Source organism: Chitinophaga sp. HK235, assembly GCF_018255755.1.
Taxonomy (GTDB): Bacteria; Bacteroidota; Bacteroidia; order Chitinophagales; family Chitinophagaceae; genus Chitinophaga.
In genome coordinates this window covers 6,743,258-6,770,020 of record NZ_CP073766.1, presented here as the reverse complement: position 1 = coordinate 6,770,020, position 26,763 = coordinate 6,743,258, and the positions used below count along the sequence as shown (strand labels likewise).

The window sequence follows — 26,763 nt, the reverse complement described above, 5'->3', positions numbered from 1 at the left end:
CTAAATATGTAATGTGTCAATGAAAAAACTTTTCTACCTATGCCTGTTGGGTGGGGCAACCGCTTTATACAGCTGCTCCGGCTCCCGGCATACAGACGCGCCCAAAGGCAAAGTGAGCATCATTCCCATGCCCGCGAGCGTGACAGAAAAACAGGACTCCTTCCTTCTGGATAAACACACTGTTATCGTCGCCTCCGGCGATGCTGACCGTAAAACAGCCGCCCTCTTCAATGCCTGGCTGAAAGAGCTGACCGGCTACGAACTGGCCATCAAAGACCAGGGCGACAGAAACAGCATCGTACTGCATACCGGCAGTGACTCCACTAACGCAGAAGGGTATACGCTGAATGTCGACAGCAAAGGCGTTGCCATCAATGGCAACAGCGGCCGCGGCACCTTCTACGGCGTACAGTCGCTTATTCAGCTGCTCCCTGTACAGAAAGCTGAGGCCATGTTCATCCCCGGCGTAAGCATTACAGATGCTCCCCGCTTCGCCTACCGCGGCCTCCACCTCGACGTGGGCCGTCACTTCTTCCCGGTGGAGTTCATCAAAAAATATATCGACCTGCTGGCCATGCATAAGTTCAATACTTTCCACTGGCATCTCACAGAAGACCAGGGCTGGCGCATCGAAATCAAAAAATATCCGCGCCTGCAGGAAGTGGCCTCCAAACGCAAGGAGACCATGGCCGGCCGTTATGCTGACAATAAATACGATGGAAAGCCCTATGGTGGCTTCTATACACAGGAACAAGTGAAAGAAGTGGTACAATATGCTACTGATCACTTTGTGACCGTTATCCCAGAAATAGAAATGCCAGGTCACGCGCTGGCAGCCCTCGCTGCCTACCCCAACCTGGGATGCACCGGCGGCCCCTATGAAGTAGGTACACGCTGGGGGGTATACGATGATGTGTTCTGCGCCGGCAACGACAGCGTATTCACCTTCCTGCAGGATGTCCTCGATGAAGTGCTGCCGCTGTTTCCCAGCAAATATGTACACATCGGCGGCGACGAATGCCCTAAGGTACGCTGGGAAAAATGTCCCAAATGCCAGGCCCGCATGAAACAGGAAGGCCTGAAGGATGCACATGCCCTGCAGAGCTATTTTATCCAGCGCATGGAAAAATACCTGAACAGCAAAGGTCGCCAGATCATCGGCTGGGATGAGATCCTCGAAGGAGGACTGGCTCCCAACGCCACCGTTATGAGCTGGAGAGGCATTGAAGGCGGCATCGCCGCTGCCAAACAGAAACATGATGTGATCATGACACCAGGCAACTTCTGCTACTTCGACCATTATCAGTCACAAGGCCACAACGAACCACTGGCCATCGGCGGATTTACACCTGTAAGCAAAGTGTATGCTTTCGAACCAGTACCCACAGAACTGAACAAAGACGAAGCCCGCTACATCAAAGGCGCACAGGCCAACTTATGGACAGAATACATCGGCAACACCGACTATCTCGAATACATGGTTTATCCACGTGCCTCCGCCCTCGCAGAAGTACTGTGGTCGCCCGCTGACAAACGCAACTACGACAACTTCCTCGAAAGACTGAAAGTACATGTGAAACGCCTGGACCAGAAAAAAGTCAACTACGCCAAACATGTATTTGAAGTGGCCGGCACCGTAACAGATAATAAAAAGGGTGGCGTGGAAGTAACGCTCAGCAGCAAGCTCGATGGCGGCAAAATCGTATATACCCTCGATAGCACCGCCCCTACCCTGCAATCCACTGCCTACAACGGACCGGTGCAGATCAAACAAACCGGCACCATCCGCGCGCAGGTATTTCAGAACGATAAACCTTTTGGCAACGAATACAGCCAGCACTTTGTGTTCCATAAAGGTCTTGGTAAAAAAGTGAGCCTGGCTGCGCCTCCGTCCAAGGATTATAATCCCGGCAGCAGCTTCGCCCTGGTAAACGGTATTGAAGGTATCGCCTCCTATAACGACAATCAGTGGTTTGGTTATAACGGCAATAATTTCGAGGCAGTGATCGACCTGGACAGTGTACAGGACATCAACCTGGTAGGCATGAACACACTGAATCTGCGGCCCAACTGGATATATCCGCCTAAACAGGTAACATTTGCCGTTTCAGAAGATGGTAAAACCTATAAGGAGGTATATAAACAGACGGACTTTACACAAACCGGCATTAATCAGGTACGAGGTAAGGTAGCAGTAAGAGGACGTTATGTGAAACTGAATGCCGTTAATTTCGGGAAAATCCCTGCCGGCGCTGAAGGTGCTGGCAATCCGGCCTGGCTCTTCATAGATGAAATGATTATCCAGTAAAAAGCAAAACCGCCCGCCCTTTTGGCCCGGGCGGTTTTTTATATGACTCCTACACCAAAAAGCTGTTTGAGTATATGTCGGATATTAATCTTATACAATATAAAAAACGTTCTTTTTAAGTTAAAATAATTTTAAATTAAATAAGAGCTAAATTTTAGCAGATTTTAGCAGTATTTTATTTAATTTTCCGGCTCGTTTTTAAACCGCATCTAATCAAAAACGTTTACAAATGACGATTAATCATCAGGAAATCGAATTGATTGACAGCTTTGAGCAAATTGCTGTGGATATACACCCTTCTGCCAAAGAGGGTTCCAAAGCAGTTGCACAGGAAATTGCTGCGCTGATACGCGAAAGGCAGGCTGCTAATCAAAAATGTGTTTTGGGAATGGCCACCGGCTCTACCCCTAAATATCTCTACGCCGAATTAGTTCGCCTGCACAAAGAGGAAGGACTGAGCTTCAAAAATGTAATCACCTTTAACCTCGACGAATACTACCCCATAGAGCCGGATGCCCTGCAGAGCTATAACCGCTTTATGAAGGAACACCTCTTTAATCATATCGATATTCCGGAAGGACACTATAATATTCCTGATGGCACTATCCCTAAAGATCAGATCAAACAATACTGCGCAGACTACGAAAGACGTATCGAAGAAGCCGGTGGTATTGATATCCAGATCCTGGGCATCGGTAACAACGGCCATATCGGATTCAACGAGCCCGGTTCCAACATCAACTCACATACCCGTCTTGTAACACTGGACAACAGCACCCGCCTGGCCAATGCTTACGAGTTCCCGAATATGAGCCAGGTGCCTCGTCTGGCTATCACCATGGGTCTCAGCTCCATCTTCAAAGCCAAACGTGTAATACTGATGGCATGGGGCTCCCACAAAGCGAAAATCGTTTGCCGTTCTGTAGAAGGCCACAGCACAGACCAGGTGCCTGCTTCCCTGCTGCAGCAGCATTCTAACTGTAAATTCGTGATCGACGAACAGGCTTCCGCTGAGCTCACCCGCTTCAAGGAGCCATGGCTCACTGGCGACTGCGAATGGACACCCAGCCTGACCCGCAAAGCGGTAACTAGCCTCGCGATGAAGCTCAACAAACCCATCCTGATGCTCACCGACAAGGACTATAACGAAAATGGCCTCAACGACCTGATCGTACAATATGGTTCTGCCTACGAACTGAACATCAAGGAATTTAACGCCCTCCGCGACACCATCACCGGCTGGCCCGGCGGTAAACCCGGCCCCCAGCTGCCTAAGCATCCGGAGCGTTCCGAACCCGCTAAAAAACGCGTGCTGATCTTCTCTCCGCACCCCGATGATGATATCATCTCTATGGGTGGCACCTTCATCCGCCTCCACGAACAAGGTCATGAAGTACACGTAGCTTACCAGACTTCCGGCAACATCGCTGTTACCGACGAGTTCCTGCTGCGTTTCATCGACTTCGCCGTAGGCTTTGAAGGTATGTTCGACATCGATAAAAGCAAAAGCTCCCAGATCCTGGATGAAGCCAAAGCATTTATCCGCACCAAAAAACCAAGTCAGAAAGATACCCCGGAAAACCGCGCCATTAAAGGCCTGATCCGTCGCTGCGAAGCTAAAGCTACCTGCCGCTATGTAGGTATCGCTGAAGAAAACGCCCACTTCATGAACCTGCCGTTCTATGAAACAGGCCTGGTGGAAAAGAAACCAATGGGTGAAGAGGATATCCAGCTGACCGTTGACCTGATCCGCAAATTAAAACCACACCAGATCTATTGCGCCGGCGACCTCGCCGACCCGCATGGTACCCACAAGGTATGTCTCGACACCATCTTCGCTGCCCTCGACAGGCTGAAACACGAAGAATGGATGAAAGACTGCTGGGTATGGCTGTATAAAGGTGCATGGCAGGAATGGGATATCCACGAAATTGAAATGGCTGTTCCCATGAGCCCTGACCAGGTACTGCAGAAACGCCTCGGTATCTTCATCCACCAGAGCCAGAAAGACGTTGTTCCTTTCCAGGGTACAGACCTCCGCGAGTTCTGGCAGCGTGCAGAAGACCGCAATGCCAACACGGCCAACCTGTACGACCAGTTAGGTCTGCAGAAATACGCCGCCATGGAAGCATTCGTGCGTCATCACTTTATGTAATACTTCGCGCGAAAGCGCAAAAAATAATCAACAGCAAAAGCCCAAACAGTACCCCATCGGGAACACTGTTTGGGCTTCGCTCTTTTTCTATCATACCCGGCAGCTTTGTGCCTTTGTGTAAAAAAATCCTACATTTATCCCATGGATTTAACCCGCGCTATTGCCATCGCCATAGAAGCACATCAGGGCCAGGTCGACAAATACGGTCAGCCCTACATTACCCATGTGCTCCGCGTAATGCAGATGGGACGGACAACTGAAGAAAAAATACTGGGCGTACTGCATGACGTCGTGGAAGACAGCTCCTGGACCTTCGAAGCACTGGAAAAAGAAGGACTGTGCCCCCAGCTGCTCGAAGCACTGCGCTGTGTAACCAAACTATCTGAAGACGAGAACTACGAACATTTTGTAAATCGTACTTTAGAAAACAGATTGGCTTCTACTGTTAAACTCTATGATCTGTCAGACAACATGGATATCAGACGTATCCCGACTCTCGGAGAAAATGATATCCCCCGTTTGAATAAATACCTGAACGCCTATCGCAAAATCGCGGCAGCACTTATTCAGGATAAATAATTTTAATACCTTTCCGATTAAACAATTAAATTACAGTATAAAGCTTAGCCATCAATGGAAAACGATATCCTTATCGACTTCAGGTTTAAAGCCAAAGACAAACCCCGCTTCGGCGAACTGTTTCTGATCACCGGGGAAGAACATCCGAAATTTCCGGCACGAAGCCAGACCTTCAAAGACCTTGCACCACTGGGATTTGAGCAACTGGACGATTTTTTTGGCATCCTGAATGACGAGGAAGAAGGAGATGATGTGCTCATCTGGCTTTTCCCCATGCTCAACGGAGAAGAAGTATTTCATAACAGCGGCCCGTTCGACGCCATCCGTCTTTCGTATAGCGCTTTACGTAATGCTCCCTCCAGAATCAGCCTGCTGCAAGCATGTTTTGACGCCATCAAGGCACTCCCCGAAGTGGAAGTGATGTTTGAAGAAGGCAAAATCAACAGCTTCGACGCCGTACAAAAACGTAATGACGAAATCGTAGCCCACTGGCGCGCCAACAACGTAGAACCAGGTTCTGAACAAAGTCTGCTTATCGAAGAGGATGAAGACGATTGGGATGAAGATGAAGACTGGGATGAAAGTGAAGAATGGGAAGAAGATACTGACCCGAAGAAAAAATAATAGAAATTAATAGATTGATACAGAGCAGGCTTATAGCCTGCTTTTTTTATTCATATATTTTCGTATTTTGCTTCCAGGGCTCCCAGGGCTGAAGCCCTGGGCTAAATTAGATTAAACTAAAGCCTTGGGATAAATTAGGCTGAAGCCCTGGGCTAAGTTAGATTTAATTGAACTGAAGCCTTGGAATAAATCAGGCTGAAATTCTGTGCTAAATTGGGCTGAAGCCCGGACTAAAATTAAACTAAAACGCTGCGTTAAAACAATTCCAACAATCTTAGCCCAGGGCTTCAGCCCTGGGAACAAATGCTAACTGATGAATAACAAAAAAAACAACAAAGGTCCTGCCACACTATTGCTGGTAGCCTGTTTTATCCTGGTGCTGCTTATTTCGGGTATCCCTTCCGTCCGCCGTGTCAATAAAAACAGCTGCAAACCGATATCAGGACAGGTGTTGGATGTTTCCCAGAGTGCTCCGGGATTTGTTATTCACCTGAAAGATGATCCCAGGATTTATTATATCAAACCTGCTTCCCTACCTACGGCCTCCCTGACAAGCCTCGGACAGCAGCTGCAGGGTCAATCGGTACAACTGTTTACTGCATCGGCCTGGTCTCCTCTCGATCCCTTCTCCAGCATGAAGGAAATACGCCGCCTCGAAATAGGCAGCCACATTATCTTCTCAGAATACTGATTCAGCAATCGCTTTCTTTTGACTGCAACCATTTTTCAGTGTATGGTTAACGGTTACCCCTATACCGGAATTTTCTGCCTTAATTGATATTTTTACCTATCTTACACTTTGTGTTCCAATCAATTATGAAGAAAATTTGTTATTTGGTAATGGCCGTGGTATTGTTTGCCTGTAACCCGGACAAACACAGCAGATTTGGTAATGAAGATGAAACAGGCGATAAAAAAACCGCTGCCAATAAAAAAACTGCCAACGCAAAAACAGCTTCCACCGCACCGATCATCAGTGAAAGAGTGGCCGCCGGTACCGTGATCCGCTCCGGTCCCAATGGAGACGTGATCGCCACCCTCACGGATTATATACCCGTGTACTGCGCCCCCCTGAAAAACGGCTGGTTTCCGGTGCTGGTCAACATCGACATCACTGCAGCTGAATATACCAAACCGCTCTTCCGAAAAGGCCATAAGATAAAAGTCAATGGCGTCAGCGCCGGCGTGCTCGAAAAAGATATCCGCCTCCCGGTAGCCACCAACGGTGAAAAAATGTGGGCTACCCTCAACGGCTATACGGAAAAGAAAAATATCCGTAGTGGCACTATCGTAGAAACAGCAGTGGTCAACTTCCTCCACCAGCATAAAGGCCATAGCGAAGAAGATCTCACCCCATTTATCCACAATTTTCAACTGGAGGAAGACAAATCGGCCATCAAACCGTATACACTGTATTTTAACTATGAAAGCGGCATCGATGATCCCAGTCCGATGTACCGTATTGCGCTCGTTTGCCAGGGCAAACAGCTGATCGGTGTAGTCCATTCCAGACCACTGGAACTGCCCGGCAGCAGCTCCCGCAGGCTACAGCGCGGCTTCACCATTCATTTTCTCAATGGCATCGACAAAAGCCTCCAGGAAGACTTCTGTACCAAATTCAACAAGTTTATCGTTTCTGTGGATTAATGAAGGTCATAACCTGAGGTTATGGACCATCACTTTTCAACATTTGACTCCGGCAGCAAATGAACAGACCTTTGTGTCTCAAAAAACGCTGCCATGCAACTACCAAAAACAGAACAGGCCCGGATTCAGCATCATCTTCCCAAAGTGATATTCCTTACTGCCGCCGTGGCAACACTGCTACCCGCAGTAGAACCACCGGTAGCCCTGCTCCTGGGACTGGCCATCGCACAAACTATCGGTAATCCATTTGCAGGCATCACCCCTAAAATAACCCACTGGCTGCTGCAGCTGTCAGTGATAGGCCTCGGCTTTGGCATGAACGCTCATATGGCGCTGAAAGCCGGTAAAGAAGGGTTTCTTTTTACGATCGCTTCTATCGCAGGTACCCTGCTGTTTGGCGCTTTGTTAGGTAAATTGTTGAAAATAGAACCCAAAACCTCCCACCTCATCTCCTGTGGCACCGCTATCTGCGGTGGCAGCGCCATAGCTGCCATCTCTCCTGTGATCAAAGCCGGTGAGAAACAGATATCTGTGGCACTGGGCATTGTGTTTCTGCTCAACTCCCTCGCCCTCTTTGTATTTCCGGCTGTAGGTCACTGGTTGCATCTCACGCAGCAACAGTTCGGGTTATGGAGTGCAGTCGCTATCCACGACACCAGCTCTGTAGTAGGTGCAGCCAACAAATACGGCGACCTGGCACTGCAGGTGGCCACTACAGTCAAACTCTCCCGCGCCCTCTGGATTATGCCGGTAGCTTTTATCACCATGCTGCTTTTCAGAAATGGTAATGGTAAAATAAAGATCCCCTGGTTCATCGGTCTTTTTCTGCTGGCGATGTTGCTCAACACCTGGGTGCCGGCTGTCAGCACGGTGGCCCCTTACCTCGTACACAGCGCCAAAACAGCTCTTTCCCTCACCCTTTTCCTGATAGGCACAGGCCTCACCCGGCAGGCTTTCAGCGGTATAGGATGGCAACCTTTGCTGCAGGGTATCCTCCTCTGGGTGCTGATCAGCACCGGTGCGCTGCTCGCTGTTTTTTATCTGGTATAGAATTTTGAAAGGGAGGGGATTTTCCCGGAGTCAAAATGATTATTTTATGATATATTTGATATCCTGGTCACGTGAAATAACCAATTGAAAGACCGAGATCTCCCCGGATAAGATTATTAATACCACAACCATAACATAAAGTCCTATGAACAGGGCACCATCCACCAAATCCGGTACTTACATGGCTTTGTTCCGTGCCATGGAAAGCACCAAACCAGCTGAAGAGCGGTTATTTTATGATCCGTATGCCGCAGCCTTTTTAGCAGGCTATCATCAAACGCTGATTGCCGGCTGCAATATACCATTTGTCCGAAAACTGCTGGCAGCCTACATCCAGCTCCGATGGCCCGGAACACATACTGCTGCCATCGCCCGCACAAAGCTGATAGATGATATGATCGTTCAGGCCGTCTGTGAACAGGATATCAACCAGATCATCATCCTCAGCGCCACCTTCGATACCCGGGCCCATCGCCTCAACATCGGCAGACCGGTCAGTTTTGTAGAGGTAGATCATCCCGAAACCCAGTATTTCAAACAATCAAAACTATGGGAACTCATCCAGTCCCCTGCCGTTCACCTGGATTATGTAAAACTGGATATGAACAAAGAACACCTCGCCGACGTCATCTCTCCCGTTCTCCTCAAACAACGTGATCATTATAAAACACTCTTCCTCTGGGAAAATCTCAGCACCTGCCTCGAAGCACAACATGCAGAAGCCATGTTCCGGTTTATCCGCAGCTTTCCTTCCGGTACGCAGGTGATCGTTACCTACCCTGACAGGGCCGTCCTCGAAAACCCGCATCAATACAAAGGATTTTCGCGTATCAACAAAACCCTGCACCGTGCCGGTGAAGGATGGGACTATGGCCTCGATCCTCAGAACATCACTGCGTTTATGCATGAACGTAATATGAAAGTGCTTTATGATGGCGGAGCAGACAGATACCGCGCTGAATATTTCGGAGAGAAAAGTCAAGATATGAAAGGCTATGAATACTTCCGCGTAGTGCGAAGCGAGCTGCGATAACATCCCTTCCGGTAATTTTGGGTTATCATACTTCAGGATTGCAACGTATCTTCGGATAACCATTTACCAGGATAGACCATGCATATCCACTATTTTCAACATGTGCCTTTTGAAGGCCTCGCCTGCATCGCCGACTGGATAGCAGAAAAAGGACATACCACCAGCCATACCCGCTGGTACGATGACACCCCTGACACTTCCGGACTGACCGATGCCGACTTGCTCATCATCGTGGGTGGTACCATGGGTGTATATGAGCAGGACAGCTATCCCTGGATACAGACAGAAATTGCGCTGATACAGGAAGCGGTCAGGCAACAGAAAAAAATACTCGGCATCTGCTTCGGTTCACAGCTGCTGGCCCATTCCCTGGGTGCCAACGTATATCCGCATACACAAAGGGAAATAGGATGGTACCCCATCGATATTACCTTCCAGGCACAGGCCGCAGTACTGGAAAACGTGCTGCCACACCGGCTCAACACCTTCCATTTCCATGGCGACACCTTCGACGTACCCTCCGGCGCTACCCGCTTCGCCGCTTCTGCTGCCTGCAGCAACCAGGCTTTCATCTACGGCGACCGCATCATCGGACTCCAGTTTCATATGGAGATGAACAGCCCTGCCATACTGGAAATACTGCGCTGCAATCCCGCAGCCTTCCCCGATGGCGGCCACTTCGTACAAAGCCCGGAGAAAATAGAACAATACCTGCACCTGGCCAACGAAAACAATCAAACCATGTTCCGGCTACTCGACTATTTCGCCGGACGCTAAAAAAATACTGACATTATGATCGCTGCTTACGACGTACTGATAATAGGAGGAGGACCCATTGGAATAGCCTGCGGACTGGCTGCAAAAAAAGCAGGACTGAGCTATGTCATTATAGAAAAAGGTTGCGTTGTCAACTCCCTCTATAACTACCCGCTGTACATGACCTTCTTTTCCACCTCAGAAAGGCTGGAAATAGGTGGTATTCCCTTCGTTTCCATCAATCCCAAACCTTCCCGGCCCGAAGCGCTTGAATACTACCGCAGGGTGGTCACTTCAGAAGCACTCAACATCAATCTTTTTGAAGAAGTAAGGGAGGTACAACCCAATGCAGGGGAATATTTTATTACCACCACCAAAACGACCTACCATGCCCGTCATGTGATCATCGCCACCGGCTTCTACGATATACCCAATATGCTCGATGTTCCTGGTGAAGACCTGCCTAAAGTCACGCACTACTACAAAGACCCGCACTATTACGCTACCCGTAAAGTAGTAGTGGTAGGCGCCCACAACTCTGGCGTAGATGCCGCACTGGAAACTTACCGCAAAGGTGCACAGGTGACCATGGTCATCCGGGAAGATGAAATAGGTAAACGGGTGAAATACTGGGTAAAACCGGATATCGAAAACAGAATCAAGGAAGGGTCTATCAAAGCCTATTTCCACTCTACCATCAAAACAATTGAGGAGCAGGCAGTGATCATCGACACACCAGAGGGAGAAGTCACCATCCCCAACGATTTTGTGATCGCGATGACTGGCTACCAGCCCAACTTCAGGTTCCTGGAAAAAGCAGGCATAAAGCTGTCAGACGATGAAAAGAAAATGCCGGCCTATAATCCGCTGACCATGGAAACCAATATGCCACATATCTATCTGGCTGGTGTGGTATGCGGTGGTATGGACACCCACATATGGTTCATAGAAAACTCCCGCGACCACGCAGACAAAATCATACAATCCATCAAACGATAAAATAAAAGCGAAGACCAGCACCATACGGGCTGGTCTTCGCTTTTATATTTTTGTGATTACTTATACAATATTCACTTCCCGCTCCAGCTGTACGCCAAATCGGGCTTCCACGCTGTCCAGCACCTGCTGCGACAATGCATAGATATCACTGCCTTTGGCATGGCCATAGTTAACCAGCACCAGTGCCTGTTTGGCATGTACGCCGGCATCCCCTTCACGATAGCCTTTCCAGCCACATTGTTCTATCAGCCAGCCTGCTGCCAGCTTGTAGTGCCCGTCAGCCAGCGGATAGGCCACGATCTGCGGATGTGCTGCTTTCAGCCTCTCATATGCGGCGGCATCTACAGAAGGGTTTTTAAAGAAGCTGCCTGCATTGCCGATCTTTGCCGGATCCGGCAGTTTCGACGTACGGATATTAATCACTGCCTGGCTGATAGCCTGTATAGACAAATCTTTTACTCCCATACGTTCCAGCTCTTCATTGATAGCACCATAGCTGGTGTTGAAACGTGGTTTTCTATTCAGCCGGTAAATAACGCTGAGTATGGCAAACTGGTCGCGGTACTGTTTTTTGAATACGCTCTCGCGGTAACCGAACGCACAATCATTGTTGGTGAAAGTCACCACTTTTTTGTCCTTCAGATGAAAAGCTTCCAGTGAATGGAAAGTATCCTTGATTTCCACACCATAGGCGCCGATATTCTGCATGGGGCTGGCACCTACATTACCGGGGATCAGTGAAAGGTTTTCCAGTCCTGCCAGATCAGCTGACAGGCAGTACTGTACAAAGCCGTGCCAGTTCTCACCTGCGCCAGCTTTCACATATACGTGGTCGTTATCCTCATCCACCACCTGAATGCCCTTGATATCATTTTTGAGCATCAGCCCATCATAATTTTTTGTAAAGAGGATATTACTGCCCCCTCCAAGTATCATACGTGGCAAACCTTTAGCCCGTGCATCCTCCAGCACCGATGCCAGGTCATTCTGATTGGCAAAGGAAGCGAAGTAGCGGCTTATGACCGGAATACCAAATGTATTATACGACTGAAGCTGCTCATTTTCGGATATCATAATAGTGTAACTTTATAGTGAAGCAAATATATCAGAAATTACGAATTACGAAGGTGCACATTTATCTTTCGTAAGCATGTAATTCATCATACACAATTCGTCAATGTATGAAAACGGCTATCGTTATTGGAGCTACAGGGCTTACCGGCACTCATCTCGTCTCTGCATTATTACAGGACAATTCTTTCAGCAAGGTAAAAGTGCTTGTGCGCAAACCATGGGTACATCAGCGGCCCGGACTGGAAAGTGTTATTGTGGATTTTGAAGATGAAGACAGCCTGGCAGAAGCCATGCAGGGTGGTGATATGTTTTTTTCCTGCATCGGTACCACTATCAGAAAAGCAGGCACTCAGGAGAACTTCCGCGCTGTAGACTTCGGCATCACCGTCAGATGCGCCCGCATAGCCCAAAGCAAGGGTGTTCCCGAGTTTTTGATGATCTCCTCCATCGGCGCCAATCCGCGGTCAGCCAACTTCTACCTCCGTACCAAAGGCCAAACGGAAGAAGCTGTGCTGGGTATGGGTTTCTATGGCACCTACATCTTCCGGCCCTCCTTCCTGATAGGCCAGCGAAGTGAATTCCGCTTCGGGGAATGGCTTGGTAAGTACCTCATTCAACTGTTCTATTTCCTGCTGCAGGGCCGCTGGAAAAAATACCGTGGCATCAAAGCAGCTACCGTTGCCAGCGCTATGGTAAGAGTAGCCAAACAAGCTGACCCCGGAATACATATCTTTGAATCCGATGCCATACAAAATTTAGGAATTTAGATACCTTCGCCATCATGAAACAACTTATATTCTTCGTCATAGCCACATTCATTGCTTCCCTCCCACTGCAATCCTCTGCCCAGATCAACAACTATTATCCCGGTACCTGGCAGGACAATGCCCACACCGAAACCCTTACCGGCCCTATAGCACAGCAACCTTATTATATCACCAGCTACAAAATAGCCCGTGATTTCAACATCACCAATCGTGATAAAGCAGAAGCTTTTACCCACTATAAAACAATCTATAAAAAAATACATATCAATACCGCTGCCGCTGCTGATAGTCTCACCCAGCTGGCACTGACATTGGAGAACGGCGAAATGCTGCGGGGATTCCGTATCAGAGCCATCTTCCCTGATGGAAAAGCAGCGAATCTCACCGATCAGACAAGATCTCTTAAACTCAACGATAACCGCGTGGCCGTGGTAGTCAACAATATCCAGGTACAGGCTGGCTGTGAGCTGGAATATGAGATGAGCCTTAAAATACAGTTCGACTACGCCGGCGCTGATTACCTGCAGTCCGGTATCGCCACCGGCCAGACCCACTTTATACTGGCAGCACCTCGTAACCTGCAGTTCCGCTTCCATAGCGCCAATGGCGTACCCGCTGTTAAAGACAGTACTTCCGGCAACAGCCATTTTCACCAGGTAGCCCTTCAACACATAGCTCCCCTGAAAAGCAACGAGTTGTATTATTATCTGCCACAGCTGCAACGGATCGATTTTGCGCTGAACAACGCCATAGAAGGCAAAGATACTACCCGCATCACCTGGCAGCAGTTTGGTGAAGATGCTTATATCCCCTATGTTTCAGTCAACAAAACCGAACAGAAACAACTGGAGAAAGAACTGGACCGATGGCCTTTCCTGCGCCAGCGCCGCCCGACATCACAGCTGATTTATCTGGTGGAACAATATATCAAAAGCAACTACAGCCTGCGCCCCGCCAGTGATTTCTTTGAAGCCCCGGATCTGGGCAGCATCATCCGCAACAAACAAACGGATAAGGTAGGTATGGTAAAGCTGATGATGGCTACCTTTTACACACTGAATGTGCCCGTACAACTGTTATTCACCGCTTCGCGGGACACCATTCCCCTGCAGCAGGACCTCGTCAACCGCGCTGCCGCCAATAATATCCTGTTGTACTTCCCAACAGAACAGCAGGCACTGGCACCAACGGAGATGGATACACGCTATCCATGTTATCCACCACTCTGGAGCAATACCCTCGCTTTACGCTGCCGCGACACACTGGTTGGTACGCAAAGCCGCGTGCTCACCGATTTCATCACCACTCCGCAACCGCTCTATACCCTGAGCAGCAGCACACTCGAAGCCAGCGTAAGCAATCTCAGCGCCCTGCCTTCCTGGAAAATAACACAGTCTTTCGGCGGCTATGCCGGCAGCAATGTTAAAAATGCTTTCTCTCAGGCCAATACCACTGAACTGCGCAACACCATCTTCAACGCCATCCTGCCTTTTATGCCCGGCAACCGCAAACCGCTGGCCGTAGAAGCGCAGAATGAGAAGTTCACACCGCTGCCACTCGACAAACCCGTAGTGATCACCAGCACATTGGAAACACCTGGACTGGTAGTACAGGACGGCGGCAACTATATCATCGGCATAGGCCAGATTCTGACCGGCAACCAAAGCTACAATTACAGCATCCCCGAAGGCAACAGACCTATACAGCTGGCCTTCCCTTATTACCAGGAAAAAAGAGTACACATTGAACTGCCTGATGGTTATACACTGGCAGATAAAGCCGCCTTCACGGCCGATATCACCAACAAAAACCTGATGGGCTTTAAAATGAGATGTGAAGAAGAAAACGGCCGGCTCAACATCTTTACCATCGAGTGGTACAGCCAGAACGAATTTAACGGAGACAGCAAAAAAACATTTGAAGCCGTGATGCACCGGCTCAAACAATTGCAGCAACAGCCGCTGATACTGAAAAAGAAATAGAAGTTATTATACGTGGTCTACATCCGGTACGATCACCACAGAACGGAAACGTTTCTCCGCCAACAGCTGAATAAAATACTCGCGGAGCACCTGTTTGATATGCGCTATCACACGTGCTTCGCGGGGAAGTTTTATCAGCATCTCCTGCAAATAGTTATTCCTGACCCTTGCCACCAGCGGTGCGGCAGGGCCCACCAGTTGTCCACCGATATGCGGATGCAGCCAGGAAGCCAGTATCTGTGCAGCCTGTTCCACTACCTGCTGGTTCTTATGCCGTAGTGTTAGTTTAAGCACCCGGTAAAACGGAGGATAACCAAACTGTTGCCGTTCGGCGATCTCCGCCTCATACATGCTTTTATAATCGTGTTCCTTTACGTAGTGTAATATCGGATGACGGGTATTACTGGCCTGTATCAGCACTTTGCCCATACCGTGTTTACGGCCTGCACGGCCGCTCACCTGCTCCATCAGCTGGAAAGCTCTTTCATTCACCCTGAAATCGGGATAACTCAGCAAACTATCCGCGCTGAGGATGCCTACCAGGTTTACATTATCGAAGTCGAGTCCCTTCACTACCATCTGGGTGCCTACCAGAATATCTATTTCCTGCTCTTCGAGCAGGCGAATCATTTTATTGTGGCTGTCTTTGTTCCGGATGGAATCCACGTCCATACGTGCGATACGCGCCTCCGGGAAGATCTGCTGCAGGTCGTCTTCGATTTTTTCCGTGCCAAAGCTTTTCGGAATCAGCGACTGCGAGCCACAGGCTTCACAGGTAAATACGTATGGATAACGGGTACCACAGTAGTGGCAATGTAGTTTATCCTGGTTACGGTGATAGGTAAGCGATACATCACATTGTTTGCAATGTGGTATCCAGCCGCAGGTAGTACATAACAGAAAGGGCGCATACCCACGCCTGTTCTGAAAAAGAATAACCTGTTTCTTTTCATCCAGGCTCTGGCCGATAGCGGTTTTCAGGGCCTGTGTAAAATGGCCGTCCATGGTTTTTTCGGCCATTTCCTGTTTAATGTCCACTACATCGATGGCAGGCATCTGTATACCACCAAAACGTTCGGTCAGTTCTACCAGTCCGTATTTACCCTGACGGGCATTATAATACGATTCCAGTGCCGGTGTGGCGGAGCCCAGCAGTACTTTGGCTTTAAACAGCCCTGCATAATAGATGGCTGCATCTCTCGCATGGTAGCGGGGTGCAGGGTCCTGCTGTTTGTAGGAAGGGTCGTGTTCTTCATCCAGGATGATAAGTCCCAGATCACGGAAAGGCAACAGCAGGCTGGAACGGGCGCCCAGTACGATTTGTACGGTTCCGTTTTTCACTTTGTTCCATATCTCCACCCGTTCGTTGTTACTGAAGCGGGAGTGATAGATGGCTATGCTGCTGCCAAAGTGTTTCTGCAGGCGGGTGATGATCTGTGCGGTGAGTGCGATCTCCGGCAGCAGGTAAAGGACCTGCCGGCCTGAGGCCAGGCATTCTTCCATCATCTTCACATATATCTGCGTTTTACCGCTGGAGGTCACCCCATGGAGGAGGGTCACCTGTTTATCTTCAAAATGACGGCGGACAGCTTGTAATGCCGCTTCCTGCGCAGGGCTCAGATCAAAGTTGATCTGTGTGTCCACTTTGCTGGTACGGATTCTGTCTACTGTTCTTTTTTCTATCCAGAGAATATTTTTATCCACCAGTCCTTTTAGCTGGGCGGTGGTGGCACCGGATTTTTTCAGCAGCTCATTCTGCCGTACGTTGCCTTCTGTTTTCAACAGGTGCAGGTAGGCCAGCAGCAGCTCCATTTGTTTGGGAGCGCGGCCCATATCGTTGAAAAGAGCAGCCAGCTGCTCTTCATCCTGGTATTCAGCATGCAGCTGTACGAAGTTCTCCTGTTTCTCCCGGTATACCTCTTTCAATTCTTCATAGATGAGACATACCTTTTTTTCTATCAGTTTTTTGATGATGGAATAAACTTCTGACTTATCGAGAATCAGCTGTACTTCCTCTATACGCAATTCCTTGCGGATATGCAGGGCTTCCGCAATCAGGTATTCATCATCATCGAGACTAGTAAAGTCATCACCGTAGGCATCGTTAAACAGTAACAGCGTTTCACTGGAAAGCTTCAGGTGTGCGGGAAGGGCGGCGTTCAGTACTTCACCTTCACTGCACATATAATAGCTGCCTATCCATGACCAGAAGGCTAACTGTGTGGGATATACGACCGGATCCTTGTCCAGCATATCCAGCAGTGGCTTGGTTTTATAGGGTGGGGCCTGTTCGTGTACTGCTTTTACAATGCCGGCATATTTTTTCTGTTTCCCCAGTTGTACTGCCACACGGCTTCCCGGCTGTAAAGCATGCTCCATGCTTTCAGGGACAGCATAAGTATAATTTTTGGGTAAGGCCAGCGGCAATATTACATCTGCGTACTTCATCCTACGGGCTGCAATGTTGGATAATCGCGGTATTGTCTGAGTTCTTTTTCCATGATATCATAAGTCTGTTGCTTCAGCGTATTGATATCATCCAGGGTAAGCCCTGCAACAGGGATAGTGGGCAGGAATACTACGCGGCAGCGGCCGGGGTTGAGATGCATAAGTCCGGTATGTGGGAAACGGTCACCTGAATCAACATACAGAACGGGTTTGATCGGTATCTGCATTTCAATGGCCATGCGGAAAGCGCCGTTATGAAACGGGCGCAGCGGTTGTTTGGTTTCGTTGGTGGTCCCTTCCGGAAATACGAGAATGGAAATACCGGCTTTGAGGGCGGTCATCATCTCTCTCACACTTCTGGCGCGGGCAGGCGCATTGGAGCGGTCTACTGCTACGACAGAGTTTTTATATATAAATCCGAAGAAAGGGATTTTAGACATTTCCACTTTCCCCAGCGGACGGAACGGGAGCCGCATCACTTTAACGGCCACGGCTGCATCAAGATAGGAACGGTGGTTTACCACATAGATACAAGGCTCTTTATCGCGTTCACATTTGTATTCGCGGGTAACCCGCATACCTACCATCGGAAACCAGACATGCGCCCAGAAGCGCAGGAAATAGAAGATAATGTTTCCACCTTTCTCCTTGCCCAGCAAGGATGCCAGAAAAATTGGCGGCAGGATCAGAAACATAATACCCAGGAAAACGATAGCGGCGTACACAACATAGATTACACGCAACGGTTTCAGTAGAAAATTCATAAACGCCTTGTAGAATGATTAATGATGGCGGCAAACTACGACTTTTTTCCCGAAGAGTACATGTAAAGACGCGAAGCAACAGAGAAGCGACAGTTTTTTTACCTATTCACAACTGCAGCTCCAATCCTTGTCCAGGTCGATACAGGTGATCACTTTGGCATGTTGCTGATCACAGGGAGCAAATACAATACGGAGATGCTGGCCTTCATGGGAATATCCTTCCAGTGCATAGGTAGGGCAGGGTTTGTCCTGCAGGTTAGACTTATCAGGATTTATTTTTCCTTTGGAGAGAATTTCTTCCACTTCCTCTTTTGTCACATGACGGCAATCCATCCGACACATGGCGTGTCTGGTATATTCCAGGTGGGCCTGCCGGTTGAGCAGGGCATCTGAAACAGCGGCGGTGGCTTTGCCGGAGCGGGTAACAATCGGTTTTTCCGTGATAGGGGCGGAAGACTTATCGTTTCCTTTCCACCATTCCTGATGCCATCCGGCAAGCAGCAATAAGGCCAGTAAAATAACGGGCAGGTACTTTTGCAGTGATCTCATATTTAATAAACAGGACGAGCCTTTTAGAAAAGCGGCACTAAAGTACTTAAAATTACTTACCTAACTATGACATAAAAAGTTCCTACCTTTGCCCTCCTTTATGGAACAGGTAAAAACAGTAGCATTTCATACACTCGGCTGCAAGCTGAATTTTTCAGAGACCTCCACTTTGAGCAGGTTGCTGGAACAGGATGGGTTTATGAAAACAGATTTTGAAAGCACAGCAGATGTGTACGTGATCAACACCTGCTCTGTGACCGATAATGCCGACAAGGAATGCCGGCAGCTGGTACGCCGTATTCAGCGTCGTGCGCCAGAAAGCATGATCGTCATCACCGGCTGTTATGCACAGCTCAAACCTCAGGAAATCGCTTCTATTGAAGGGGTGGACCTGGTACTGGGCGCGGCGGAAAAATTCAATATCACTGAACATCTGAAAACGCTCACCAAAGGCGACAGTGCCAAAATCTGTTCCTGTGATATTGAAGATGTCAATACCTTCCATGCCTCTTACTCTGTTAACGACCGTACCCGTACCTTCCTGAAAGTACAGGATGGTTGCGACTACAGCTGTACCTTCTGTACCATCCCCATGGCCAGAGGTAAAAGCCGCAGCGACAGTGTTACCAGCGTAGTGGAAAATGCCGTTAAACTGGCCAGCGACGGTGTAAAGGAAATAGTGCTTACCGGTGTTAACCTGGGCGATTTCGGTAAAGGCCTTACCGGTGGCAAAAAAAGAGAAGAAAGTTTTTATGAGCTGATACAGGAACTGGACAAGGTAGAAGGCATAGAACGTTACCGTATCTCTTCTATCGAGCCGAACCTGCTCACCAACGAGATCATCGAATTTGTGGCCAACAGCCGCAGGTTCATGCCTCACTTCCATATTCCGCTGCAGAGCGGCAACAATGAGATCCTGGGCCTGATGCGCCGCCGCTACCGCCGCGAACTTTATGCGGAAAAAGTAGCGCTCATCAAACAGTTCATGCCTCACTGTGCTATCGGTGTAGACGTGATCGTTGGCTTTCCTTCCGAAAGTGATGCCCACTTCCAGGACACCTACGACTTCCTGCATTCGCTGGATGTATCGTACCTGCACGTGTTCACCTACTCAGAAAGAGCCAACACCCCTGCACTCGAGATCAAGCCCGTAGTGCCGGTTAACGTGCGCCATGAACGCAACAAACAGCTCCGTAATCTCAGTCATAAAAAACAACAATACTTCAACGAACAGCATCTCCAGCAAACCCGCAAAGTATTGTTTGAAGGACATAACAAAGACGGTATGATGGAAGGTTATACCGATAACTATATCCGCGTAACCACGCCGTTCCGCCAGGAATGGGTAAATCAGCTGGTAGACTGGGAACTGCGCTAATCTTTTTACCCTCTCTGTATCAGCGATACAGAGAGGGCCTTTTATCCATCACACTATTCATCACTCCGGCCCGTTGGGGCTATTATTTCGGGAAACCCGGATCAGCCTTTACTTCCTCGATTTGTTTGATATGGCGTGCCGTATGGCCTGCGTCAAACAGTAATAACTGGTACGCATCTACGGTGCCGATGTTCGGGTTATCTGTAATGTGATCACGTAATTTGTCTTTGGTAGTGGCTACATAATCAATCAGCCCATCTCTTTGTCTGACAAAGGCATCCACCGCATCTGCAGGAGAAGCATAATTATGTTTAGGCATACCAAAATCAGGTGTTTTCTGTTTTTTACTGCGGTCTTCCACCATTGTGAGCAGGTTTGCATCTGTATACTTCAGGTCTTTCTTTTTTGCCGGATTGGCAGGCTGGCTCATCAGATTCTTCTCTGTGTCCATCAGCATTTTTTCGATGATACTGATATGTTCCACATTTTCTATGATAGACCAGCGGTCGGGTGCCGGCTTATATTGCAGCTGCGCATCTGTTAGGCCAGCTATAGATTTCAGCAGATTTTCCTTTGAATCCTTCAGCTGTGAGATCAGCAGCATTTTGTCTTCAGCCCGGAACTCACGCCGCATACTGTGATGATGCCGTGTATGGCGGTGCGGAGGAGCGATAAAGCCCGAAAACAGTACCACTGCCATCAATAAGAGTACTTTTTTCATAGCAGTAAATTTTGGTGGACAATGGGGTTGGTAAGCAACTACAAAGCTACAAAAATCACGAAACTTGCAGTAGTTCAAGAAAAACATCCCGACTGATGAAACCGGCTCCCAGTGAGGCAAGGTGCTCCGTTTCCACCTGACAGTCGATCAAAGTGAGTTCATCCGCATAAGCCTGTACGAAAGTAATAAAGGCAGCCTTGGATGCATTGCTGACATCGGCAAACATTGACTCGCCAAAGAAGCAGGAACCGATTTTTACGCCGTACAGTCCGCCCACCAGCCGGTCATCTTCCCAGCACTCTACCGACATGGCATACCCTGCTTTATGCAGGCGGATATACGCCTCCTGCATCTCCTTAGTGATCCAGGTGCTGTTTTGTCCTGCACGCGGAATACGGCTGCAACGGGCTATTACAGCCGGAAAATCGGCATTATAGGTGATACGGAATTTATTGCGTCGCAGCACCTGCTTCATGCTGGCAGACACTTTGAGGTCAGCCGGAAACAATACAAAACGGGGATCCGGGCTCCACCAGAGAATAGGGCGTTCGTCGAACCAGGGAAATATACCCGAACGGTAGGCCAGCAGCAGCCTGTCTACAGAGAGATCTCCGCCTACGGCCAGCAGACCGTCAGGCTCCGCAAGGGATACCGGTGGAAAAATCAGTTGTTTGGTAAGACGGAAAACGGGCATGGAAACAAGCGGGGTGAAGGCTAACGTTATTTATCCGCCATCTCTTCGATGGTGGCAGTGATACCTCTTTCTACCAGCGCTTCCCACATAGGGCGCAGTTTGTGGTATTCTCCTTCCTTTACAGCGTATTTACCATTGTGATGGATAATGAGGGCGCATTGTTCTGCCTGCTGATGTGTATGACCACATACCTCTATCAGGGAAGCGATCACCCAGTCGAATGTATTTACATCGTCATTCCATACCACCAGACTGAACGGAAACTGTTCATCTTCTGCTACCAGGATATCCTCCAGCTCTTCCGTAAATACCTCTGTATTAGTTCTTTCGCTCATTTTTAAACAAAGCTTTACGCAAAATTACATGGATTATTCGTTAATTTATTCATATTTGACCTGGAGAAATTGATTATTTAAGATTTGTTTATTTTCATATTCGGTTTTTCAGGCCGCTATAAAGGATCTGGAAAGGGAATCTGACAATAACAAAATAACAAAATGTTATATGGTTAATAGCTTGGTATTATTAATGGACACTCACCTGCCGCTGAAAGATCCGGTACCTATTTTTTCGCTGGTACTGTTTATCATTCTGCTGGCACCTATTATCCTGCGGAAATTCAGGATACCGAGTATCATTGGGTTGATACTGGCCGGTATGCTGATCGGGGACCATGGATTCGGGATCATAGAAAAAGGCAGTATCGATTTGTTTGGCAAAGCAGGCTTACTGTATATCATGTTTCTGGCGGGGCTGGAGCTGGATATGACGGAGTTCAGGAAAAACCGCTACCGTAGTATGGTTTTCGGAGCGCTTACCTTTTTTATCCCGCTGTTGCTGGGGTTTGTGGTATGCACCTATGTACTGCATTTCAACTTCAAGGCAACACTGCTGGTATCCAGCATGTTTGCCACACATACGCTGGTAGCCTATCCGCTGGCCAGCAGGCTGGGCATTACTAAAAATGAGGCCGTCACCGTAGCAGTAGGCGGTACCATCATCACCGATACTGCAGTGCTGCTGATACTGGCTATCATTACCGGCGCACAGGCAGGCAACCTCAATACCCAGTTTTGGATGAGATTAAGCATTTCCCTGGCCATTTTTGCCGTTATTATACTCTGGCTGATGCCTATGCTCGGGAGATGGTTTTTCAAGAAAATAAAGGACGATAAAACCTCTCACTTCATCTTTGTGCTGGCGCTCGTGTTTGCCGCTGCATTTCTGGCCGAACTGGCCGGCGTAGAAGGCATTATCGGCGCGTTTCTGGCCGGCCTGGCACTCAACCAGCTGATACCGCATACCTCGCCTTTAATGAACCGGATTGAATTTGTGGGCAACGCCCTGTTCATCCCCTTCTTCCTGATCAGCGTAGGTATGCTGGTAGACCTCCGTGTACTGCTCAAAGGCCCTACTGCCCTGATGATCGCCGGCGTACTCACCGTTATGGCACTCTGCAGTAAATGGTTCGCTGCATTTTTTACACAGCTCATTTTTAAATACAGTCCTACCCAACGGAACGTTATCTTCGGCCTCAGCAGCGCCCATGCGGCAGCCACTATCGCTGTTATCCTGATTGGTTTTAACATGGGCATCGTGGATGAAAATGTGCTCAACGGCACCGTGGTGCTCATCCTCATCACCTGCCTCGTAGGCTCTTTCGTAACAGAAAGTGCCGGCCGTAAATTGGCACTGCAGGAAGCTGAACAACAACCTGAACTGCCCGACCAGCCCGAACGTATATTGGTGCCCGTAGCCAACCCCGAACGTATCGAAGCCCTGCTCGACTTCGCCGTTATGATCAAGGACACCCACACCACTACGCCCATCTACCCGCTGGCCGTAGTACAGGATAATGAAGAAGCCCGCGAGAAAATCCATCTCACCAACAAAATGATGGAAAAAGCCATCATACACGCCGCCGCCACTGAAAGCAATGTACAGGTGGTGACAAGGATAGACCTCAACGTGTCTGATGGTATCGCCCGCGCAGCAAAAGAACTCATGATCAGCGATGTTGTACTGGGATGGACCGACAAAACCAGCACCACCGACCGCTGGTTTGGCACCATCTTCGGCACCACCATGGACAACGTTTTACAAAGTGTATGGGAGACCGTATATGTCTGCAACTTCCTCCATCCACTCAGTACCACCAAAAAAATGGTGCTGGTACTGCCCCCCAATACAGAGTATGAACTGGGCTTCCTCCACTACCTGCAGAAAATGTTCATGCTGGCCAAACAGGCCGGAGCCAAGCTGCTGGTATTCTGCAACGCACGCACCCAATCACTCACCGAAGAATTTAAAGTGCAGTCAAAAATGAGTGTGGAAATTGCCTACAAACAATTTGATACGATAGAAGATTTCCTCATCCTCTCCCGTGAAGTGACCCGCGACGACCTGGTGGTAGTGGTTACCGCGCGTAAGGGCACCTTGTCCTATCATGCTTACATGGAAGGGATACCCGCCAAAGTAAGCCGCCATTTTAAAGACAACAACGTGATCCTGCTTTATCCGGAACAAACAGAAATTGATTACCTGGAAGCAGGGTTACAACCGGAAGACTTAACACTGGCACCTATTCAGGAGCAACTGGCCAACCTGAATAAATTGGGCAAAGCCTTCAGAAGAATCTTCAAAGGACCCAAAAATAAAAACTGATAAAGCTGCATTTTGTATACACAATGACAAGGAATATCAGGAGAATAAAATATTTTTCGTTTGTCTGAAATCCTTTTCTGGAAAGGATTTCAGACAAACATTTCAACAAACTTCAAAAAATTATTTGGTAGAATAAAAATAGTTTATACCTTTGCAATCCCATCGAACGAAAGGCTCGAAGGAAAACAAAGAAAAGGGAGCTTAGCTCAGCTGGTTCAGAGCATCTGCCTTACAAGCAGAGGGTCACTGGTTCGAATCCAGTAGCTCCCACACTTCCAAGTTTTTAATTTATTGAAAAGATCTTTTTTCGGGAGCTTAGCTCAGCTGGTTCAGAGCATCTGCCTTACAAGCAGAGGGTCACTGGTTCGAATCCAGTAGCTCCCACATCACTTCATCGTCATTTAAAAAGATCTTTTTCAGGGAGCTTAGCTCAGCTGGTTCAGAGCATCTGCCTTACAAGCAGAGGGTCACTGGTTCGAATCCAGTAGCTCCCACTAGAAGCCACTCAGTAATACTGAGTGGCTTTTTTATTTCCCAGGGCTGAAGCCCTGGGCTATTATTGATTTTAGATTTTTCCGAGGAATTACAAATCCACCTGGTAATACTACAACTTCCTCAAACAGAATAATTAAACCTTTATTTAAACACAGCCCTATAAAAATAAAATAGCCCAAGGCTAGACCTTGGGCTAAGATATACCGGAAAATTACAATCAGCCTGGTTAATACTAAAACTCCCTTAAACAGACGAATTAAATCTTTATTTAAAAACAGCTGTTTAAATCAATCATAGCCCAGGGCTTTAGCCCTGGGATTTGTGTTTTTTCTTCGCGAACCCGCCTTCAAAGAAGCATTTGATACCGCGGTAAGCACCGCAGCCGCCAATTTCACGGATATTTACCCGGCCAGCGGAGAACTGGAAAGAGATCCCGCAGGAGGATTCTTTGTCTTTATATTCTCCTCTGTTGCCTGCGAGGTAATGTCCCCTACCACTCAATTCACCTTTGCAGTTGCCATTGTCTTTGGAGAAAGAGATGAAGAACTGGAAGGTTTTACCATCTTCTCCGTCGCGGATAGATACAATGCTCATATCGCCGGAGGTATAGTCACCGGAAAACTTGTGTTTACGAGGCAATGTATCAATGGGGTTGAATATCTGTCCTGCTGTCGTAGGGCCGTTGGTGTTAGTCATGATCAGCTGCACGGAACCATCTTTGTTCACCGCATAAAACTCTTCTTTCAGGGAGGTGTTGGCTCCGCTCAGTTTTTTCTCAGCACTGATTTTAACTACGTTTTTGTTGTCGATGGAAGTGGAGATGATGGAACCATCGCTGCCACCGGTGTTGGCTATACGCAGCCGGTTGAGATATTTACCCTTTTTATCCAGGATACAGAGATAGCCGGTAGTCTGTGATTTTCCCACCGCTTTGATGATCATATAGTCCGCCACATTGCCCGGCATGCGGGTCAGCGGAAACAGTTTCACTTTTTCTGTTTTGCTATAATCTCCTTTGGTGAGGGTGTCTGTCAGAAAACGGTTCACATCGGTGGCTGCTACGGCCAGTGAATCGGCCATTTTCAACTGCAGCGTGTCTGCATTCAGTTTGTAGGGTAATGTTCCAGCCTTAAAAAGTGCCTGGAAGTCCTCAAATGTCATCGGCTCGTTGGTGTTGTTGCCAGCCTTTTTATTGTTCTTACAGGCGGCTAATGCACCAATCATCAGTAATAATAACAGGTAACGCTTCATTGAAAAAGTTAATTCTGGGCGAAAAGTTAGATATAATTTTTATATGTGCACAGGTAATTTCAAAAAACATACCGGAAGGTAAAAGTTTAAACAAAAATTATTTAGATTTGCCTAAATAATATTTTAGACGATATGAACTTATCTATTGCGGAAGAGAATTACGTGAAAGCTATTTACAAGCTCCAGGAAGGAGATACAGCCGTTACCACCAATGCCCTGGCGTATGAGCTGGACACCAAACCTGCCTCCGTAACAGATATGGCAAAAAAGCTAAAAGAGAAGCAGTTGATAGACTATGAAAAATATAAAGGCATCACCCTGACGGCAGAAGGCCGCCGCTATGCCCTGCAGATCGTACGACGTCACCGCTTATGGGAATGTTTTCTGGTAGATAAGCTGGGCTTCAGCTGGGAAGAGGTACATGAAATCGCGGAAGAGCTGGAACATGTGCGCAGCGAAAAACTCACCTCCCGCCTGAGCGAATTTCTGGGTAATCCCATTATCGATCCGCATGGCGACCCTATCCCTGATGCCAACGGCAAAATGATCAAACCCAGACCACAAACGCCGCTGGACCAGGCCAACGCCAAACGCCTGGTGGTCACCGCCGTCACCGACCAGTCTGTTGCCCTCCTCGCCTTCCTCAATGCCAAAGGCATCCGGCTGGGTACTCAACTGGAAATTGTTGCTCACTACGAGTATGACAACTCCATCGAAATTAAATTAAAACACCAGCCAGCACTCACTATCAGTGAACAGGTGGCTAAAAATATTATGGTAAGACCCGTTTAATAATGGCTGCGATATGCAGCCATTATGCGTAAT

22 protein-coding genes, 3 tRNA genes and 1 pseudogene are annotated in these 26,763 nt (G+C 48.3%); 18 read left to right on the top strand and 8 right to left on the bottom strand.

Going from position 1 to position 26,763, the window contains the following annotated elements; translation table 11 throughout:
- The first annotated feature begins 19 nt into the window (after window positions 1–19).
- From KD145_RS25865 to KD145_RS25820, 10 genes and pseudogenes are all read left to right on the top strand, one after another.
- Window positions 20–2,308: a family 20 glycosylhydrolase gene (locus KD145_RS25865; protein WP_212002713.1), complete on the top strand. Its 2,289-nt coding sequence runs from the start codon at window positions 20–22 to the stop codon at window positions 2,306–2,308.
- A 223-nt stretch (window positions 2,309–2,531) separates the two neighbouring features.
- Window positions 2,532–4,463 (top strand): annotated as a pseudogene (nagB, locus tag KD145_RS25860) (glucosamine-6-phosphate deaminase); the annotation flags it as partial.
- Between the two features lie 141 nt (window positions 4,464–4,604).
- Window positions 4,605–5,042 carry a phosphohydrolase gene (locus KD145_RS25855; RefSeq protein ID WP_212002711.1) on the top strand — a complete coding sequence of 146 codons (438 nt, stop codon included), beginning with the start codon at window positions 4,605–4,607 and terminating at the stop codon, window positions 5,040–5,042.
- 54 nt (window positions 5,043–5,096) lie between these two features.
- Window positions 5,097–5,666 (top strand): hypothetical protein, encoded by a 570-nt coding sequence (locus tag KD145_RS25850; RefSeq protein ID WP_212002710.1) that lies wholly within the window; start codon window positions 5,097–5,099, stop codon window positions 5,664–5,666.
- Between the two features lie 313 nt (window positions 5,667–5,979).
- Window positions 5,980–6,357 (top strand): hypothetical protein, encoded by a 378-nt coding sequence (locus KD145_RS25845; RefSeq protein WP_212002709.1) that lies wholly within the window; start codon window positions 5,980–5,982, stop codon window positions 6,355–6,357.
- Between the two features lie 125 nt (window positions 6,358–6,482).
- A complete protein-coding gene (locus KD145_RS25840) occupies window positions 6,483–7,313 on the top strand; it encodes a hypothetical protein (protein ID WP_212002708.1) in 831 nt (276 codons plus the stop codon).
- Between the two features lie 93 nt (window positions 7,314–7,406).
- Window positions 7,407–8,363 carry a YeiH family protein gene (locus KD145_RS25835; protein ID WP_212002707.1) on the top strand — a complete coding sequence of 319 codons (957 nt, stop codon included), beginning with the start codon at window positions 7,407–7,409 and terminating at the stop codon, window positions 8,361–8,363.
- 145 nt (window positions 8,364–8,508) lie between these two features.
- Window positions 8,509–9,396 (top strand): SAM-dependent methyltransferase, encoded by an 888-nt coding sequence (locus tag KD145_RS25830; protein ID WP_212002706.1) that lies wholly within the window; start codon window positions 8,509–8,511, stop codon window positions 9,394–9,396.
- A 78-nt stretch (window positions 9,397–9,474) separates the two neighbouring features.
- Window positions 9,475–10,173: a type 1 glutamine amidotransferase gene (locus KD145_RS25825; RefSeq protein WP_212002705.1), complete on the top strand. Its 699-nt coding sequence runs from the start codon at window positions 9,475–9,477 to the stop codon at window positions 10,171–10,173.
- 15 nt (window positions 10,174–10,188) lie between these two features.
- Window positions 10,189–11,151, top strand: a complete 963-nt coding sequence (locus tag KD145_RS25820) for a YpdA family putative bacillithiol disulfide reductase (RefSeq protein WP_212002704.1) — start codon at window positions 10,189–10,191, stop codon at window positions 11,149–11,151.
- Window positions 11,152–11,211: 60 nt separating this feature from the next.
- Here KD145_RS25820 and murB read toward each other — a convergent pair whose 3' ends face one another.
- Window positions 11,212–12,225 (bottom strand): UDP-N-acetylmuramate dehydrogenase, encoded by a 1,014-nt coding sequence (gene murB, locus KD145_RS25815; RefSeq protein WP_249219564.1) that lies wholly within the window; start codon window positions 12,223–12,225, stop codon window positions 11,212–11,214.
- A 107-nt stretch (window positions 12,226–12,332) separates the two neighbouring features.
- Here murB and KD145_RS25810 point away from each other — a divergent pair, with 107 nt between their 5' ends.
- A complete protein-coding gene (locus tag KD145_RS25810; protein ID WP_212002703.1) occupies window positions 12,333–12,992 on the top strand; it encodes an NAD(P)H-binding protein in 660 nt (219 codons plus the stop codon).
- Between the two features lie 14 nt (window positions 12,993–13,006).
- Complete coding sequence (locus KD145_RS25805; RefSeq protein WP_212002702.1) at window positions 13,007–14,974, top strand: hypothetical protein; 1,968 nt, start codon at window positions 13,007–13,009, stop codon at window positions 14,972–14,974.
- A 6-nt stretch (window positions 14,975–14,980) separates the two neighbouring features.
- Here KD145_RS25805 and priA read toward each other — a convergent pair whose 3' ends face one another.
- The 3 genes from priA to KD145_RS25790 all read right to left on the bottom strand — a co-directional run bounded on the left by priA (window position 14,981) and on the right by KD145_RS25790 (window position 18,735).
- Window positions 14,981–17,422 (bottom strand): primosomal protein N', encoded by a 2,442-nt coding sequence (priA, locus tag KD145_RS25800; protein WP_212002701.1) that lies wholly within the window; start codon window positions 17,420–17,422, stop codon window positions 14,981–14,983.
- Complete coding sequence (locus KD145_RS25795; RefSeq protein ID WP_212002700.1) at window positions 17,419–18,186, bottom strand: 1-acyl-sn-glycerol-3-phosphate acyltransferase; 768 nt, start codon at window positions 18,184–18,186, stop codon at window positions 17,419–17,421. The genes priA and KD145_RS25795 overlap by 4 nt, the downstream gene beginning before the upstream one ends.
- Before the next feature lie 102 nt (window positions 18,187–18,288).
- Window positions 18,289–18,735, bottom strand: a complete 447-nt coding sequence (locus KD145_RS25790; protein ID WP_212002698.1) for a DUF4258 domain-containing protein — start codon at window positions 18,733–18,735, stop codon at window positions 18,289–18,291.
- 100 nt (window positions 18,736–18,835) lie between these two features.
- On the opposite strand from KD145_RS25790, the gene mtaB reads away from it, so the two are divergent.
- Window positions 18,836–20,113, top strand: coding sequence for a tRNA (N(6)-L-threonylcarbamoyladenosine(37)-C(2))-methylthiotransferase MtaB (mtaB, locus tag KD145_RS25785; protein ID WP_212002697.1), 1,278 nt, complete (start codon window positions 18,836–18,838; stop codon window positions 20,111–20,113).
- A gap of 82 nt (window positions 20,114–20,195) precedes the next feature.
- Here mtaB and KD145_RS25780 read toward each other — a convergent pair whose 3' ends face one another.
- Genes KD145_RS25780 through KD145_RS25770 form a run of 3 tightly spaced genes read right to left on the bottom strand, consistent with a single transcriptional unit; the run spans window position 20,196 to window position 21,863 of the window.
- A complete protein-coding gene (locus KD145_RS25780) occupies window positions 20,196–20,834 on the bottom strand; it encodes a DinB family protein (protein WP_212002696.1) in 639 nt (212 codons plus the stop codon).
- A gap of 55 nt (window positions 20,835–20,889) precedes the next feature.
- Window positions 20,890–21,528: a leucyl/phenylalanyl-tRNA--protein transferase gene (gene aat, locus KD145_RS25775; protein ID WP_212002695.1), complete on the bottom strand. Its 639-nt coding sequence runs from the start codon at window positions 21,526–21,528 to the stop codon at window positions 20,890–20,892.
- A gap of 26 nt (window positions 21,529–21,554) precedes the next feature.
- Complete coding sequence (locus KD145_RS25770) at window positions 21,555–21,863, bottom strand: ATP-dependent Clp protease adaptor ClpS (RefSeq protein ID WP_212002694.1); 309 nt, start codon at window positions 21,861–21,863, stop codon at window positions 21,555–21,557.
- Between the two features lie 169 nt (window positions 21,864–22,032).
- On the opposite strand from KD145_RS25770, the gene KD145_RS25765 reads away from it, so the two are divergent.
- From KD145_RS25765 to KD145_RS25750, 4 genes are all read left to right on the top strand, one after another.
- Complete coding sequence (locus KD145_RS25765) at window positions 22,033–24,192, top strand: cation:proton antiporter (RefSeq protein ID WP_212002693.1); 2,160 nt, start codon at window positions 22,033–22,035, stop codon at window positions 24,190–24,192.
- A 195-nt stretch (window positions 24,193–24,387) separates the two neighbouring features.
- A tRNA-Val gene (locus KD145_RS25760) sits at window positions 24,388–24,462 on the top strand.
- Between the two features lie 39 nt (window positions 24,463–24,501).
- A tRNA-Val gene (locus KD145_RS25755) sits at window positions 24,502–24,576 on the top strand.
- A 35-nt stretch (window positions 24,577–24,611) separates the two neighbouring features.
- Window positions 24,612–24,686: transfer RNA gene (locus tag KD145_RS25750), tRNA-Val, on the top strand.
- Between the two features lie 307 nt (window positions 24,687–24,993).
- Here the strand turns inward: KD145_RS25750 and KD145_RS25745 are convergent.
- Window positions 24,994–25,938 (bottom strand): hypothetical protein, encoded by a 945-nt coding sequence (locus KD145_RS25745; protein WP_212002692.1) that lies wholly within the window; start codon window positions 25,936–25,938, stop codon window positions 24,994–24,996.
- A 132-nt stretch (window positions 25,939–26,070) separates the two neighbouring features.
- Here KD145_RS25745 and KD145_RS25740 point away from each other — a divergent pair, with 132 nt between their 5' ends.
- Window positions 26,071–26,730: a metal-dependent transcriptional regulator gene (locus tag KD145_RS25740; protein WP_212002691.1), complete on the top strand. Its 660-nt coding sequence runs from the start codon at window positions 26,071–26,073 to the stop codon at window positions 26,728–26,730.
- Window positions 26,731–26,763: the final 33 nt, after the last annotated feature.

Bases quoted from the DNA above. Each gene is read 5' to 3' on its own strand.
- KD145_RS25865 (WP_212002713.1), top strand. From the start codon at position 20: ATGAAAAAACTTTTCTACCTATGCCTGTTGGGTGGGGCAACCGCTTTA.
- KD145_RS25855 (WP_212002711.1), top strand. From the start codon at position 4,605: ATGGATTTAACCCGCGCTATTGCCATCGCCATAGAAGCACATCAGGGC.
- KD145_RS25850 (WP_212002710.1), top strand. From the start codon at position 5,097: ATGGAAAACGATATCCTTATCGACTTCAGGTTTAAAGCCAAAGACAAA.
- KD145_RS25845 (WP_212002709.1), top strand. From the start codon at position 5,980: ATGAATAACAAAAAAAACAACAAAGGTCCTGCCACACTATTGCTGGTA.
- KD145_RS25840 (WP_212002708.1), top strand. From the start codon at position 6,483: ATGAAGAAAATTTGTTATTTGGTAATGGCCGTGGTATTGTTTGCCTGT.
- KD145_RS25835 (WP_212002707.1), top strand. From the start codon at position 7,407: ATGCAACTACCAAAAACAGAACAGGCCCGGATTCAGCATCATCTTCCC.
- KD145_RS25830 (WP_212002706.1), top strand. From the start codon at position 8,509: ATGAACAGGGCACCATCCACCAAATCCGGTACTTACATGGCTTTGTTC.
- KD145_RS25825 (WP_212002705.1), top strand. From the start codon at position 9,475: ATGCATATCCACTATTTTCAACATGTGCCTTTTGAAGGCCTCGCCTGC.
- KD145_RS25820 (WP_212002704.1), top strand. From the start codon at position 10,189: ATGATCGCTGCTTACGACGTACTGATAATAGGAGGAGGACCCATTGGA.
- murB (WP_249219564.1), bottom strand. From the start codon at position 12,225: ATGATATCCGAAAATGAGCAGCTTCAGTCGTATAATACATTTGGTATT.
- KD145_RS25810 (WP_212002703.1), top strand. From the start codon at position 12,333: ATGAAAACGGCTATCGTTATTGGAGCTACAGGGCTTACCGGCACTCAT.
- KD145_RS25805 (WP_212002702.1), top strand. From the start codon at position 13,007: ATGAAACAACTTATATTCTTCGTCATAGCCACATTCATTGCTTCCCTC.
- priA (WP_212002701.1), bottom strand. From the start codon at position 17,422: ATGAAGTACGCAGATGTAATATTGCCGCTGGCCTTACCCAAAAATTAT.
- KD145_RS25795 (WP_212002700.1), bottom strand. From the start codon at position 18,186: ATGAATTTTCTACTGAAACCGTTGCGTGTAATCTATGTTGTGTACGCC.
- KD145_RS25790 (WP_212002698.1), bottom strand. From the start codon at position 18,735: ATGAGATCACTGCAAAAGTACCTGCCCGTTATTTTACTGGCCTTATTG.
- mtaB (WP_212002697.1), top strand. From the start codon at position 18,836: ATGGAACAGGTAAAAACAGTAGCATTTCATACACTCGGCTGCAAGCTG.
- KD145_RS25780 (WP_212002696.1), bottom strand. From the start codon at position 20,834: ATGAAAAAAGTACTCTTATTGATGGCAGTGGTACTGTTTTCGGGCTTT.
- aat (WP_212002695.1), bottom strand. From the start codon at position 21,528: ATGCCCGTTTTCCGTCTTACCAAACAACTGATTTTTCCACCGGTATCC.
- KD145_RS25770 (WP_212002694.1), bottom strand. From the start codon at position 21,863: ATGAGCGAAAGAACTAATACAGAGGTATTTACGGAAGAGCTGGAGGAT.
- KD145_RS25765 (WP_212002693.1), top strand. From the start codon at position 22,033: ATGGTTAATAGCTTGGTATTATTAATGGACACTCACCTGCCGCTGAAA.
- KD145_RS25745 (WP_212002692.1), bottom strand. From the start codon at position 25,938: ATGAAGCGTTACCTGTTATTATTACTGATGATTGGTGCATTAGCCGCC.
- KD145_RS25740 (WP_212002691.1), top strand. From the start codon at position 26,071: ATGAACTTATCTATTGCGGAAGAGAATTACGTGAAAGCTATTTACAAG.